Origin of the sequence: Fodinibius sp. (assembly GCF_034521915.1) — a bacterium.
GTDB lineage: Bacteria > Bacteroidota > Rhodothermia > Balneolales > Balneolaceae > Fodinibius.
The window spans coordinates 542272-555994 of the sequence record NZ_JAXHLU010000004.1 but is presented as its reverse complement, the minus strand read 5'-3'; the positions used below and the strand labels follow the sequence as shown (position 1 = coordinate 555994).

The window sequence follows — 13723 nt, the reverse complement described above, 5'->3', positions numbered from 1 at the left end:
AATACTCTGTAGTATTAATAATATGACAAAAAAGAAAAAATACTATCTCTTCGGGTTTCTGGCACTTCTGATTGTGATCGTCGGCTATCATTATATAGCTGCCTCACGAGCCGAGCAACAAATTGATGAAACCCTGCAGGAATACGATGAACAGGAAGAAACGTTATCAATAAAATATTCCAGCATTGATATTACTCCATTTTCGGCGGATGTTAGCATCAGCGATCTGACAATAATCTTTGGCGATCATATTGAGCGTTCCAATCAACTTACGTTCGATATAGGATATTGGGATTTCCTCAATATCTATTTTTTCGGTGCCGAATATGGACTCAATCAATTAGACAGTGCTTTTATTACAGCTGTATCACCTTCATATACCAACCGATCAGCCCGACAAGAAATAAAATCCGACGCCATAAATATTTCCTATCGTGGTAATGCACTTGACGGACTTGCAAATGCCATAAATGGCACTCCTTTTCAAAACAAGCATTCGCTCGAAATAGAAAGTCCAAATATTACCTTTTCGCTACCAAACACTTTTCTTACCAAAGTTAAAACGCAACAGCTACGATACACGGGATCTATTTCAGATGCTCAAACAAACTTCTGGTTAGAAGGAAAACACAATATTCAATTGGATTCACTGACGTGGACACCTCCAGAATCATTCCAGCAAAAATACAACTTCTTCATTAAAGGATTTGGATACGACAGCGATAGCATTCCCTTCGACTACGCGCAACTCAACACCCAACCCGGCACCTCTGCTGATATCCTAATCCTGAATGCAAATCTCAAATCTGATTTGGCTTTGCTTACCGCTTCGGGATCACTAAAAATTGCACAACCACTTAAGGATTCGCCGATACACAATGTAGAAGTTTCACTCTCTGATTTTTCAGATAGGCTCAAAAATGTGTTGTCCAATATTGAGCAACTTTTGGATACTTCACTCCCTAAAAAAGATGACCAGATCATCCTCAAATTAAAAGGAACCATATCAAATCCTTCTATTGCACAGTAACAGTTTTAAGCCTCTGCAGTTCTGCTCATTGGCCATTTACAACTTTTAAAAAAAATCCAGTCTACTCGTCTTTTATCCTTTTGGAAATCTGAATCACAGTTTATATTCTCCTTTCAGAAATTGTACTCAGCATTTGAGTTGGCCCTAATAAAATTACTGAATTTTTTTATCTCCACTATATGAGATAGATTTCATTTCGGGATATTCCCCTTTTTTGATATTTTAGGAGCCGCATATTTGTAACCGCCATATAACTGATCTGCATTTTGAAGTTATCAATTCAAAGTTTAGTTGTATCCTTTTTGAGCTTAATGGGATTTTGGTATCTCATGAGTGGTTTCTTTGATGTTGTCCACACAATAATGGGTGTTGTAAGCGTCGGCATCGTTATGGGGATCAACCATAAACTGAAAACTTTCTCTTTTTATGAGAATGAAACCGACGTCCTTAAGGATATGCGTTTCTTTTACGTACCTTACTACTTTTCCTGGCTGTTCGTACAGATTATTATCTCTGGAATAGAGGTAGCAAAAATTTTATTGAGTCCTTCGCTTCCTATCCAAACATCCGTTGTACGATTCAAAGTTGATTTCCCAAATCCACATTGTAAGGTAATATTAGGTAATTCGATTACCCTAACACCCGGAACACTAACCGTTGATATTAATGGCGATGAATTTATTGTACACGCGATCACCCCTACCTCATTCGAAGGTATAGCCAGCGACAAAATGCCCCAACAAGTATTACGGTTATTTACGAACGAAAAACATTCTGTCGTTTCGGATTTCGAAGTACTTGAAAGTAAGGAGGAACTCTAATGGAAGAATTTTTTCTGTACAGTGCAGTAATTTTAACGGCCATTATAGCAGTGCCCGCTTACCGCGTAATCAAGGGACCAACTGTATTTGATCGTCTCGTTGCTACCAATGCCATCGCTACTAAAACAATTGTCCTCATTTGCCTTATTGGCTACTTGTATGGACGCATTGGCATGTTTATTGATATTACGCTGGCCTATGCTATTCTAGGATTTATTGGATCGCTAACCATTGCAAAATACTTCACAACAACCAAGGTACGCTTCGATGATTAACATTAGCTCAATATTAACGATCATTTTTGTGGTGTTGGGAATTTTCTTCCTGCTGATAGGAAGCATTGGCACCATTCGGCTGCCTGATTTCTATTCCCGTACCCATGCCACCAGCAAAAGTGATACGCTGGGGATGATGCTCATTATCATCGGACTTATTATTTTTGAAGGACTCACTATCAACAGCGGCAAACTGTTCCTGGTTTTACTTTTTATCATGCTGGCCAATCCCATTGGAGCACATGCCCTGGCCCGAGCAGCACATGAGTCAGGACTTAAACCGCGCTTTCTCGATAACAAAAAAGAGTAGATCTTAATGTACTGGGAACTCGAACTCATTCTATTTTTATTTTTACTGACGACTGCTTACATCGCATTAGAGGCCGATGACCTGCTTATTGCAGTGGTAATGCTCACTATTTTTAGTTTTTTAATGGCTCTGCTATTTACCGTTATGGGTGCTGTAGATGTAGGTTTTACCGAAGCTGTAGTGGGCGCCGGTGTCACCGGTATCTTACTCGTCATAGCAATTTATCAAACTAAATTTACCACAGTAGATTGAAGTACTTAAAATTACTTGTAATCCTAATTTTTACGTTGGTGCTGCTTTATGCTGCTTCCGACCTGCCACTTCGGGGCAACCCCGATAATCGGATGAATCAGGAGGTAAGTATTACAGGTACCGAAGTGCCAGGCAATTACTACATCCAAGAAGCCTACAATGATGCCCACACACCCAATATTGTAACAGTAGTGTTAGGGGATTATCGTAGCATTGATACGCTCGGAGAGCAGATTGTAATTTTCACAGCGGGCATTATTTGCTTCTTGCTGTTAAGAAAACGGGGGCGCAAAGATGACGAATAAACAACACAGTCCCATTATTTTGCTGGGCTCTCGATTTTTGAGTCCATATATCATGCTATTTGGCTTTTATGTAATCTTTCACGGGCATTATTCGCCCGGTGGTGGATTTCAGGGCGGTACCCTGCTGGCAGCCTCGTTACTGTTAATCCGGATTGCTGGTGGGACCGAAATCGCCAAAATACAATTCAAGGATTACCTTGCGACGCCCTATGCAGCCCTTGGCGTGCTCATCTATTTCGGCACCGGATTGGTAGCCCTTATATACGGCGGATATTTTCTGGATTATGAACAATTGCCCATTCCCGGACTCGAACCCGCAGACCTACGGTACTGGGGTATTTTAATTATTGAACTGGGTATTGGCATCACTGTAATGACGGTACTGGTACTTATTTATGATAACATGGTAAAAGGTGAAGACTATGCTTGATTTTTTCATGGGCCATTACGCCTATTGGTTTACCATTATTTTGTTGGCAATCGGGCTGTACGGCATGCTTCTGAAGAAAAATCTTGTTAAGAAAACGATTGGACTTTCCATTTTTCAGGCAGCCGTAATCCTGTTTTTTGTATCCGTAGCAATGAAAGACGGTGCTACCGTGCCCGTCAAAATGGAGGGGTTACCCGTGAGCGAAGCCGCCAACTATATGAATGCACTGCCACATACGCTCATGCTCACTGCCATTGTGGTGGGGGTAGCAACGCTGGGCGTGGCCTTAGCTTTAATCGTCACCATCTACAACCGCTACGAAACTCTCAACGAAGAAGAAATTTTAGATAAGATTCAATGATTGGATCCGAGATACCGGCCTTAATCCCCATTGTATTTATATTTTTCGCTATTCTCATTCCTGTTATCGGAGTGTGGAAGCGACATATTACTTGGCATCTTGCCCTACTAGGGTCGGGTATTGCCACCCTGTTTTCTGCTTATGGCATGCTTCATTTTATCCAAACGGGTGAAACTATCCGGTACTTTTTTGGGGGATGGATGCCCCCCGTTGGTATTGAGTTTGTATATGACGGACTGGCCGCATTTATCGTGCTGGTCATCAATGCCATTGCCTTCTTGGTTCTTATTCACTCTAAAAAGATCAGCGAGGCCGAGTTTCCCCATAAAAAGACGGGATACTTTTCTGTTGTGATGCTGATGATGCTCGGCTTTAATGGCATGGTGCTTACCGGTGATCTTTTTAATCTCTATGTCTTTTTAGAGATCTCCTCACTATCCAGTTATGCCCTCATTGCCATCGGCGAAAAACGAGCACCGTTCGCTGCTTTCCGCTACTTGATTATTGGTACCGTCGGCGGATCGCTGTATCTGCTGGGCGTTGGATTTTTATATACCGTTACGGGTACGCTCAACATAATTGATATGCATGAGATGCTGCCCCAATTTATCGGCCACTCCTCGGTCATAGTAGCACTCATATTAATGATCATTGGGATTGGCGTTAAGGCCGCACTGTTTCCCCTTCACGGCTGGCTGCCCGACTCATACACCTATGCCTCATCAACTTCCTCGGCCATCATTGCACCTATCGGCACCAAGGTAGCCGCCTATATTTTATTTCGAGTTGTACTTTTCCTATTCGGCGTTGATCTCATTGATTCCCAACTTCCCGTAACAACTATCATTGGCATTTTTGCGGGTATCGGCATTCTCTACGGATCGATTATGGCTATTGCTCAAAGTGAACTCAAAAAGATGTTGGCATACAGTAGTGTTTCCCAAATTGGATATATCATTATGGGACTAAGCCTAGCCAACCCCTTTGGATTTATTGGTGCTATATTACACGTACTTAACCACGCCTTAATGAAAGCACTCTTATTTTTGGTTTCGGGAAGCATGCGACTGAAAGAAGGCCATTCAATCATTACAAAATTTGACGACAGCTACCGCAAAAAATACCCATGGACAATGGCCGCATTTACAACTGCAGCGGTATCGATGGTTGGTTTACCTCCGCTGGCTGGATTTTTTAGCAAGTGGTATCTCGCGTTGGGCACTATCGAAAACAGCAGCTGGATGCTCTTAGCGGTTATTCTGATCAGCTCACTGCTCAATGCCGTCTATTTCTTCCGTATCCTCGAAAAAGTGTATATGAAGAGTCCCGAAGCAAGCGAAGTCGCCGAGATGGCCCAGACACCCGTTCAAAAGAACGAAGTTTCAGCCAGTATGATGTTTCCTATGAGCGTTATGGCCATCGGACTTTTCGTCGTGGGAATTTTCAATGCCTATATCGTCGAAATAATTGTAACAATGTTTCCGGCAGGATTTTAAACAAAGTATTGATTTAGAAACATGGAGCTTACATATATTCCTTTATTAGCTGTGTTGGTATCGCTGGCAACGGTGCCGTTTATCTTGCTAAGTTCAAATAAACCAAATCTCCGCGAATTCTGGACGATACTAGCCGGAGTCGTCAAATTTATACTGGTACTCACCTTAGTGCCCTCCGCCCTCGAAGGCGAAGCCGTAACACTCACGCTCCTCGAAATCGCCCCTGATCTGCCATTGGTACTCAAAGCCGATACCTTTGGCGTGTTTTTTGCCCTCATTGCATCGGGATTATGGATTTTTACGTCGTTTTATTCTATTGGCTACATGCGAGGTCACAATGAGAAAAAGCAGACCCGTTATTTTGCCAGCTTCGCCGTTTGTCTGTCTTCTACCATCGGAATCGCCTTCTCCGGCAATCTGCTTACGTTCATCATCTTTTACGAGATGTTGACGCTGGCTACTTATCCGCTGGTTATCCACAGCGAAAACAAAGAAGCCATTGCAGCAGGACGAAAATATTTAACCTATACCCTTACAGCCGGACTCTTGCTCATTGCCGCAGCGGGAATTACCTATTCTATTACCGGCACACTCGATTTCCAGGCCGGCGGTATCTTTGGGGATGTAGAACTTTCACATTCCATGGCGGTAACTATTTTCTTACTCTTCTTAGGAGGCGTTGGGGTAAAAGCCGGCATCATGCCCCTGCACAGCTGGTTGCCTTCGGCTATGGCGGCTCCCACTCCTGTTAGCGCTTTGCTCCATGCCGTAGCCGTTGTAAAATCCGGAGTTTTTGGCGTTATTCGCGTCGTTGGATTTATCTTTCGGTCCCAGATGTAATGGCTACATTCGGACTCAACGAAATTTTGATGGTACTGGCAGGAATCACTATTATTGTAGCTTCGCTACTTGCCTTTGCCCAGGACAACCTAAAGCGTCGGCTGGCTTATTCCACCGTGGGCCATCTTTCCTACATCGTGCTCGGTGCAGCCCTGCTTACCGAAACAGGATTGATCGGTAGCATCATGCATATTTCTACGCACGCTACTATGAAGATTACCCTGTTTTTCTGTGCGGGAGCTATCATGGTAAATCTACATAAAAAGAATATTAGCAACTTAAATGGTATCGCCAGGGTGATGCCGTGGACGATGGCCGCTTTTACCATTGGATCGATGGGATTAGCCGGCATCCCGCCCATAAATGGATTTGTTAGTAAATGGTACCTAGCTTCGGGAGTGCTTGATGGCAACATGATAATTCCACTTATTATTTTGATAATTAGTGGATTACTTAACGTGGGATACTTCTTCCCAATCATCCACAGAGCTTACTTTAAAGAAGGTGGACCGGAACTTGAAGGACACACCGAAGCATCACCGTTTATGGTCGTTCCGCTGATGGGAACCGCTGTACTTTCAATACTCTTTGGAATATACCCAAACCTGTTTTTCAACTTTTTTGATTTAGCAACCGAAATAGCTTCAACCATTTTTTAACACATGTACCTATGAAGAAGTGGCATTGGATATCACTCGGCATCGTTTTTATCATCAGTTTAGTACTTGAGTTTACCTTTTTATCTGGTTATGACTCCCACTGGTGGAATCACATCCCTGCATTTTACGCCCTCTGGGGATTTGTGGGATGTGTAGGTATCATCTATATCTCAAAGTGGTTAGGCAAACTTTTCATTTTAAGCGACGAAGATTACTATGATCGTTGAGCTTCTTTCAATACCTGCAATTATACTTATTTTAGGAGCGTTCCTGCTCCCACTTATACCGGAACGCCTTCGAAGTTCCGCATTTATACTTTTTCCCCTAATAGCACTGGGAATACTATGGAATCTGCCCGAAGGAGGCCTGCTGCAACTACCCTTTGCCAGCTATGAACTTCAGTTATTAGCGGTTGATGGATTGAGCCGTATTTTTGGAATTATTTTTGCTCTAATAACAATTATTGGCGGTATTTATGCTTTTCATATAAAAGATCTTGGTCAGCAGACTTCTGCCCTTGCCTATGCCGGAGGCGCTCTTGGTGTCACTTTTGCCGGAGATTTCTTTACTCTCTTTTTCTTCTGGGAAATTATGGCTGCTGCCTCTACCTGGTTAATCTGGGCCCGTCAGACAAAAGAATCCGACAACGCAGGTATGCGCTATGTGCTGGTTCATATTTTTGGAGGTGGACTTCTAATGTCAGGAATTCTTCTGCACCTAAATAGCGGAGGATCATTCCTGATACAGAACCTAGAACAAACCTATTCCCTTGCAAATATTTTAATACTTTTAGGAGTTGGACTGAATTCCGCTATTCCTCCATTACACGCTTGGCTGGCCGATGCGTATCCAAAAGCAACCATCACCGGTGCTGTCTTCATGTGTGCGTTGACCACCAAGTCAGCAGTATACGTGCTAATTCGTTTATTCCCTGGTTGGGAAATATTGATTTGGACTGGTGTAGTAATGGCCATTTACGGAACCATTTATGCCCTGCTTGCCAACGACATCCGTGAAATTTTAGCTTATAGTATTATCAGTCAAATTGGATATATGGTCACAGCAATTGGTGTGGGCTCCGAGCTAGCTTTAAATGGAGCAGCAGCTCATGCATTCAATCATATTATTTACAAATCTCTTTTGTTCATGGCCGCTGGAGCAGTTATACATGCAACCGGAACAAGCAAGCTGAGTGAGCTGGGGGGACTTGCAAAGAAAATACCTTTAATCCTTGGACTGTACATAGTTGGAGCATTATCAATTTCCGGGGCTCCATTTTTAAACGGATTCATTAGTAAAACTATGATCTCAGGCGCGCTTGGGGATGCTCATCTTGAGTGGCCCATTTTACTGCTATTAATTGCTACCATTGGTACATTCCTGCATACCGGACTTAAACTACCCTACTTTACTTGGTTTAGCGAGAAAGAGCGTGAATTCAATCTTTCAGCTATCCCTTCAAATATGAAAGTGGCGATGGGCATCGGAGCTTTTTTCTGCATCCTATTTGGAGTATTTCCACAGCTATTGTACAGCCAACTTCCATACGCTACTGATTTTCAACCTTATTCTATTTATAACTTCGTCGAAATGACTCAAATTCTTGTACTGGCATTCGTCGGATTTTGGTTGCTTCGCAAAAAACTCCAAGCGACTTCACATATTTCCCTCGATACCGACTGGTTTTACCGACGTCCGGCCGATACCGTTCGTTATGCTTTTGTGAAACTCCCCGATCGTTTCTATGGCTTTGTTGAGCAAAGCTCACTGCAATTGGCTCAAAAATTATCGGAAGTTGCCCGAAATCCCTTACAGAGAATTCCCTTTAGCTCTTGGGCAAATGGTAAATCTGTAAAGTCGGATGACTTCTCTACATCTATAGGTGCAGCACTGGCCTTTATACTTTTCGGATTTCTGGTGGCCAGTCTGGTAGTTTTATTCTAAGCAGTAGTCACCCACTGCTAATATTGAACTGTCGTTAGGTGAAGTCCCTCATCTCCCTACTTTCACAATAGGCCTAGGACGATCTATAAAGCGACATCATTCAACACTAAAAAGTGTGGCCAATACCACTTTATACAATAATTATATTTAGTCGACAGATTTTTTCCACTCTTTAACGGCATCAATATCTTCTACCTCTCCAATAATAGATATTTCATCTTCCTCTTCTAACACTGTCTGTCCATGAGGAATCTTGATATTGCCATTCCGTTTGAGAATGGTAATGAGACTCTCTCCGGGCAGATCAATATCCATGATCTTTCTACCAATTAGCTTTTGCGTTTTATTATTTCTACTGATCTTTATATTGATAAAGCGTTCATCCCTAAGCAGAATTTCTCGTAACTCTGATTCGTTTTCCGCACTTTTCCATCGTTCAATAAAGTGTCTGCTGTCAATCATCTCAGCCAAATGTGCAATTAATCGCAAGTGTTGACTGGAGTTCTCAGATGAACTAACCAAAAAGATCATTGCACACAAGTTTTCAACTTCTCCGGTTGCGTCCTCATCAAGCACATCAAAGCCCTCAGTAGAAACAGCAATGCTTTCTGGAATACGAACCAGTACCATCTGCGGATCACAGTCTTCATCAATCCTAATATGATTGATAACTGTACTATTGCCAAGCGGTATTGTCCCCATATCTTGAGCCTTGCAAAAACTATTAACAAGAAAATCCTGATCCATATCCAATCGATCAGCTAAAATATCTGAAGCCTGTTTTATAATCGTTTTATAGCTCAGCTCTTTATTTGGCTCGTCAATAACCGCAGCACTGGCCACTACCTGTTCATATGGATCTTCTTCACGAAGTCCTTTCTCTCGAAGTATATCCCGCATTTCTCGCTCCAATCCATAGTCTTTTCGCTTCGCAAGACGAGCTGTTACATGAAAAATAGCTCCTTCGCGATCGATCTTACCATACGCATAGTAATAAAACCATCCTATACTAAAGATACTCACAACTACGGTAAAGAGAATAGAGAGGAGTCCCATCTCCAGAATAAGAACAGCCGAGAGAATCATACCGATAATCTGTATCCAGGGATAAAACGGTGAGTTGAAACCGGGATCATACTCCTCAATTTTACTTTCGCGCATCACAATTACTGCGAGGTTTAGCAAACCAAATAACAGCAACTGAAATGCACTGGCCAACTTTGCTACCTGAGCGACATCAAAAGCTATGAGAAAGAAAATCATTAACAGAACAGTGGCAATGATGGCAATTACCGGAGTACCCTTCGTTCCTATGCGTGAAAACCGTTCATCCATCAACTTGTCACGGGCCATTGCCAAAGGATAACGGGAGGCTGACATAATACCGGCGTTACCTGTAGAGGCAAAAGCAGCCACTGCTGCAATAACAACCAGTATCACTCCCAACTCTCCTGGTAACCAGCTCATAAAAGCTTCTCCGGCAGTAGCAACAGGTGTTAGATCTTCGCGAAATTCACCGGGATCTAACACTGAAACCATGATAAAGACACCGGCTACATATACAAATATCGCCGACATGATTGAGAAGAACATGCCCCAGGGAATATTTTTATCGGGATTTCGAACCTCTTCGGCCACACTGGCAACTTTTGTGAGCCCCGCATAAGAGACAAACACCATCCCTACCGTAGCCCAAAATCCGGTAGCCCCACCAATAAAAAGTGGCGTAAACTGATTCCGGGTAACTTCAAAGAAATCAGCAGAAAATACCGAAAACAACCCTTGGGCGATATAAAAGATCATAATACTTATCAGCGCGGCTACCAATACCTTCTGCAGAGCGGTAGTCTCTTTAGCTCCTACAATGTTTAAGAGTCCGAAAACCAGAGTCAGCACTATAGCTACCGGCAAAATCGGCAGATCAATAAAAATGGAGATATAGGCCCCCATCCCAATCAACGCAAAGGCACTTTTTAACACCAAGGCCAGCCAAGAACCATAGCCGCCAACCGTACCCATCACCGGACCAAGGCTGCGATCAATAATATAATAGGTCCCTCCTGCTTTGGGCATAGCTGTCGCCAGCTCTGCTACGCTAAACATTGTAGGTAACACCAGAAGACCCGAAACAAAATAAGCAATGAATACCGACGGGCCTGTTATAGCTGCAGCAATACCCGGCAATAGGAAAAAACCGGAACTAAACATTGCTCCCGTAGCAATTGCATATACATCCCACAATCCCAGTTGCTTTTCCAGTTTTTCGTGCTGCATGCTCTTTTAGATTAAAGCGATTATTAAATTTTTAATTCAGAGTTTAAGAAAATAAGTCATTTTCTTAAAAAACTTCTTATCTATTCGATCTTGTTGATTGAAGATTCAGAAAGGTCATAAAATATCTTCTACAGTTATCGCTCCAAAATAACACTTCAGCTATTTAACCTCTTAGTTTTTTAATCTCCTCAATATCCTCTACCTGGCCAATAATTGATAATTTATCTCCCTCTCGGATTTCGGTATTGCCATGAGGAATATTAACACTATCCCCTCTTTCCAATATCGCCACAAGGCTTTCTCCGGGTAGGTCAATCTCATATATTTTCTTTCCAATCAACTTGGCTGTTTTATCATCCGAGCGAACATAAATATTAATAAACCGTTCGTTCCGTAGTAATATTTCGCGAAGCTCTGCTTCATCTTTTGCCGAAATCCAGCGTTCAAAGAAATGCTCCTGATCAATCATTTCAGCCATATGGGCCAAAAATCGCAGGTGCTGGGTAGCATCCTTTTCAGAGCTGACCAAGAAGAACAGAGCATAAAAGGTATGCTTCTTCTGATCTTTGCTCTCATCCTCAAAACAGGTATCTCGTGTAAGCAGTCCATCTTTTATTCGCACGATAAACAACTTCGGCTCTGACTCAACAGGTATTCTTGTATGATTAAGCGCCGCCCCCTTCCCAATCGAAAGGGCTCCAAAATCATCTTCTTTGTGGAATGCCTTGATCAGCTCTTCCTTATCCATGCTTACTTTTGTTGCCAGTGTGGTGCAGGCTTTATCTAAAATATCTTCGTAGGATATCCCATCATCGGTCACATCCAGGATTGTAGCTTTACTGACCACCAGCTCATATGGATCTTCATCGCGCAAACCTTTCTCCTTTAAAATATGGCGCATCTCATGTTCAAGGCCGCGATCTTTATATTGTCCCAACCGCTCATGTACATGAAATATAGCTCCCTGGCGATCAATCTCACCGTAAGCATAGTAATAATACCAGGCTACCGACAATATAATGATAGCTACGGTAAACAGGATGGACAGAAGTCCCATCTCAAAAATAAGTAGTCCCGAAGTTAACATCCCGATCATTTGTACCCACGGATAAAATGGTGATATATAACCGGGATCATACTCTTCAATTTGGCTTTCGCGCATCACAATAACCGCCAAATTAAGAAGCCCGAATAGCAATAATTTAAAAGTACTGGCCAGCTTGGCCACTTCTTTTACATTAAAAACCAGCAGTAGAAATATCATCATCCCGGTTGTTGCAACAATGGAATAGACCGGCGTATCAAATTTACCCAGCTTCGAGAACTTAGAGTGAACCAGCTTATCGCGGGCCATAGCTAATGGAAATCGAGAGGCCGACATAATCCCGGCATTACCGGTGGAGGCAAACGCAGCAATGGCAGCAATAACCACTAAAATGAGTCCGGTATCACCCGGCAGCCAAGTCAAAAATACATTACCGGCGGTGGCAACAGGAGTTAAATCTTTATAAAATGCTTCGGGCTCCAAGACAGAAGTCATCAAAATAACTCCGGCAACGTATACTACGATGGCGGTTAATATTGATAGAAACATTCCGCGCGGTATATTTTTATCAGGATCTTGGATCTCTTCAGCCACACTGACTACCTTGGTAAGTCCCGCATATGAAACAAACACCATCCCTACTGTAGCAAAGAATCCCTGCATCCCATCCTTAAAAAATGGAGTGAACTTCTCCCGGTGAATATCCAGTATCTCCAAAGAAAAAAGGTGCGAAAACCCTTGCACTAGGTAAAAAGCCATAACCGATAGCAGTATGATAACAAGGATATTCTGCAACCTACTAGTTTCTTTTGCGCCAAAAACATTCAATGCTCCAAAAGCAATGGTAAGAATAATTGCAATCGGTGTTATGGGTACATCAAAAAAGATCGAGATATAGGCTCCCATTCCGATGAGTGCAAAAGCACTCTTGAAAACAAGCGATAACCACGAGCCAAATCCACCGATACTTCCCATCAATGGGCCCAAAGTACGATCTATAATATAGTAAGTGCCGCCAGCCCGCGGAAAAGCCGTACCAAGTTCTGCTTTGCTCAACATCGTTGGTAGTACTAATATGCCCGAAACCAGGTATGCCAGAAATACCGATGGACCCGTAACGCTTGCAGCCAAGCCCGGTAATAAAAACAAGCCGGAACTAAACATAGCTCCCGTTGCAATTGCGAACACATCAAATGCTCCGAGTGTCTTGTTCAGTTTTTTAGAATCTTTCAGTTCTGCCAAAGTTAAATAATTATGGTTTTAAAACTGTTCAGAATTGAGAAAACAGCCTGTTTAAAAATAATTATTGAATAGTATTATTCCCGTTCACCGGATTCTTCCTGTTCATCATCCTCAAAAACAATAACTCCCTGTTTACCCATTCTTGCAACCATACGAATAATATAAGCGATTACAATTAGTCCGATAAATCCCTGTATCTTAACACTTAATATCGGATGCAGGTTAAAAAATACGATAACAGCATATTCTAATACAGCTGATACAATAATAATTCCCAACAGCCAGGAAAATTCTGTAATGAGTTTATTTTTTATTTGGCTGTTCATCAGTCCTTGCTTGATATGTTAAATCGATTGTAACCACTAAAATACAAGGATTGTGTTATTCCTAAAATTATTAGAGCAGTTTTTAAATGTTTTTAATTCCATAGCGATATTTA

General features: G+C 42.3%; 16 protein-coding genes. 13 read left to right on the top strand and 3 right to left on the bottom strand.

Annotated features, from left to right (window positions below; all coding sequences use genetic code 11):
* Window positions 1-22: 22 nt before the first annotated feature.
* The 13 genes from U5J89_RS05125 (at window position 23) to U5J89_RS05065 (ending at window position 8723) form a co-directional block, all read left to right on the top strand.
* On the top strand, window positions 23-1030 hold the full coding sequence (locus U5J89_RS05125; protein ID WP_322574534.1) for a hypothetical protein: 1008 nt from the start codon (window positions 23-25) through the stop codon (window positions 1028-1030).
* Window positions 1031-1296: 266 nt separating this feature from the next.
* The gene (locus U5J89_RS05120) at window positions 1297-1851 is read left to right on the top strand and encodes a Na+/H+ antiporter subunit E (protein ID WP_322574533.1); all 555 of its coding nucleotides are present in this window, start codon (window positions 1297-1299) and stop codon (window positions 1849-1851) included.
* Window positions 1851-2126, top strand: coding sequence for a monovalent cation/H+ antiporter complex subunit F (locus tag U5J89_RS05115; RefSeq protein WP_322574532.1), 276 nt, complete (start codon window positions 1851-1853; stop codon window positions 2124-2126). Before U5J89_RS05120 ends, U5J89_RS05115 begins: the two co-directional genes overlap by 1 nt.
* Window positions 2119-2436: a monovalent cation/H(+) antiporter subunit G gene (gene mnhG / locus U5J89_RS05110; RefSeq protein WP_322574531.1), complete on the top strand. Its 318-nt coding sequence runs from the start codon at window positions 2119-2121 to the stop codon at window positions 2434-2436. The genes U5J89_RS05115 and mnhG overlap by 8 nt, the downstream gene beginning before the upstream one ends.
* Before the next feature lie 6 nt (window positions 2437-2442).
* Window positions 2443-2688, top strand: coding sequence for a Na(+)/H(+) antiporter subunit B (locus U5J89_RS05105; RefSeq protein ID WP_322574530.1), 246 nt, complete (start codon window positions 2443-2445; stop codon window positions 2686-2688).
* The gene (gene mbhE / locus U5J89_RS05100) at window positions 2685-2993 is read left to right on the top strand and encodes a hydrogen gas-evolving membrane-bound hydrogenase subunit E (RefSeq protein ID WP_322574529.1); all 309 of its coding nucleotides are present in this window, start codon (window positions 2685-2687) and stop codon (window positions 2991-2993) included. The genes U5J89_RS05105 and mbhE overlap by 4 nt, the downstream gene beginning before the upstream one ends.
* Window positions 2983-3423, top strand: a complete 441-nt coding sequence (locus tag U5J89_RS05095) for an MnhB domain-containing protein (RefSeq protein WP_322574528.1) — start codon at window positions 2983-2985, stop codon at window positions 3421-3423. The genes mbhE and U5J89_RS05095 overlap by 11 nt, the downstream gene beginning before the upstream one ends.
* Window positions 3416-3784, top strand: a complete 369-nt coding sequence (locus U5J89_RS05090) for a cation:proton antiporter subunit C (RefSeq protein ID WP_322574527.1) — start codon at window positions 3416-3418, stop codon at window positions 3782-3784. Before U5J89_RS05095 ends, U5J89_RS05090 begins: the two co-directional genes overlap by 8 nt.
* Window positions 3781-5280: a complex I subunit 5 family protein gene (locus U5J89_RS05085; protein ID WP_322574526.1), complete on the top strand. Its 1500-nt coding sequence runs from the start codon at window positions 3781-3783 to the stop codon at window positions 5278-5280. Before U5J89_RS05090 ends, U5J89_RS05085 begins: the two co-directional genes overlap by 4 nt.
* A 21-nt stretch (window positions 5281-5301) precedes the next feature.
* Window positions 5302-6120, top strand: a complete 819-nt coding sequence (locus tag U5J89_RS05080) for a complex I subunit 5 family protein (RefSeq protein WP_322574525.1) — start codon at window positions 5302-5304, stop codon at window positions 6118-6120.
* The gene (locus U5J89_RS05075) at window positions 6120-6779 is read left to right on the top strand and encodes a proton-conducting transporter membrane subunit (protein ID WP_322574524.1); all 660 of its coding nucleotides are present in this window, start codon (window positions 6120-6122) and stop codon (window positions 6777-6779) included. The genes U5J89_RS05080 and U5J89_RS05075 overlap by 1 nt, the downstream gene beginning before the upstream one ends.
* Window positions 6780-6790: 11 nt before the next feature.
* Window positions 6791-7006 (top strand): hypothetical protein, encoded by a 216-nt coding sequence (locus U5J89_RS05070; RefSeq protein WP_322574523.1) that lies wholly within the window; start codon window positions 6791-6793, stop codon window positions 7004-7006.
* Window positions 6996-8723: a Na(+)/H(+) antiporter subunit D gene (locus tag U5J89_RS05065; RefSeq protein ID WP_322574522.1), complete on the top strand. Its 1728-nt coding sequence runs from the start codon at window positions 6996-6998 to the stop codon at window positions 8721-8723. The genes U5J89_RS05070 and U5J89_RS05065 overlap by 11 nt, the downstream gene beginning before the upstream one ends.
* 147 nt (window positions 8724-8870) lie before the next feature.
* On the opposite strand, the gene U5J89_RS05060 is transcribed toward U5J89_RS05065, so the two are convergent.
* From U5J89_RS05060 to U5J89_RS05050, 3 genes are all read right to left on the bottom strand, one after another.
* A complete protein-coding gene (locus tag U5J89_RS05060; RefSeq protein WP_322574521.1) occupies window positions 8871-10997 on the bottom strand; it encodes an amino acid permease in 2127 nt (708 codons plus the stop codon).
* Window positions 10998-11160: 163 nt separating this feature from the next.
* Complete coding sequence (locus U5J89_RS05055; protein WP_322574520.1) at window positions 11161-13284, bottom strand: amino acid permease; 2124 nt, start codon at window positions 13282-13284, stop codon at window positions 11161-11163.
* 74 nt (window positions 13285-13358) lie between these two features.
* On the bottom strand, window positions 13359-13610 hold the full coding sequence (locus U5J89_RS05050) for a hypothetical protein (RefSeq protein WP_322574519.1): 252 nt from the start codon (window positions 13608-13610) through the stop codon (window positions 13359-13361).
* Window positions 13611-13723: the final 113 nt, after the last annotated feature.

Coding starts and splice junctions, on each gene's coding strand:
- U5J89_RS05125 (WP_322574534.1), top strand. CDS start 23: ATGACAAAAAAGAAAAAATACTATCTCTTCGGGTTTCTGGCACTTCTG.
- U5J89_RS05115 (WP_322574532.1), top strand. CDS start 1,851: ATGGAAGAATTTTTTCTGTACAGTGCAGTAATTTTAACGGCCATTATA.
- mnhG (WP_322574531.1), top strand. CDS start 2,119: ATGATTAACATTAGCTCAATATTAACGATCATTTTTGTGGTGTTGGGA.
- U5J89_RS05105 (WP_322574530.1), top strand. CDS start 2,443: ATGTACTGGGAACTCGAACTCATTCTATTTTTATTTTTACTGACGACT.
- U5J89_RS05095 (WP_322574528.1), top strand. CDS start 2,983: ATGACGAATAAACAACACAGTCCCATTATTTTGCTGGGCTCTCGATTT.
- U5J89_RS05090 (WP_322574527.1), top strand. CDS start 3,416: ATGCTTGATTTTTTCATGGGCCATTACGCCTATTGGTTTACCATTATT.
- U5J89_RS05085 (WP_322574526.1), top strand. CDS start 3,781: ATGATTGGATCCGAGATACCGGCCTTAATCCCCATTGTATTTATATTT.
- U5J89_RS05080 (WP_322574525.1), top strand. CDS start 5,302: ATGGAGCTTACATATATTCCTTTATTAGCTGTGTTGGTATCGCTGGCA.
- U5J89_RS05075 (WP_322574524.1), top strand. CDS start 6,120: ATGGCTACATTCGGACTCAACGAAATTTTGATGGTACTGGCAGGAATC.
- U5J89_RS05070 (WP_322574523.1), top strand. CDS start 6,791: ATGAAGAAGTGGCATTGGATATCACTCGGCATCGTTTTTATCATCAGT.
- U5J89_RS05065 (WP_322574522.1), top strand. CDS start 6,996: ATGATCGTTGAGCTTCTTTCAATACCTGCAATTATACTTATTTTAGGA.
- U5J89_RS05060 (WP_322574521.1), bottom strand. CDS start 10,997: ATGCAGCACGAAAAACTGGAAAAGCAACTGGGATTGTGGGATGTATAT.
- U5J89_RS05050 (WP_322574519.1), bottom strand. CDS start 13,610: ATGAACAGCCAAATAAAAAATAAACTCATTACAGAATTTTCCTGGCTG.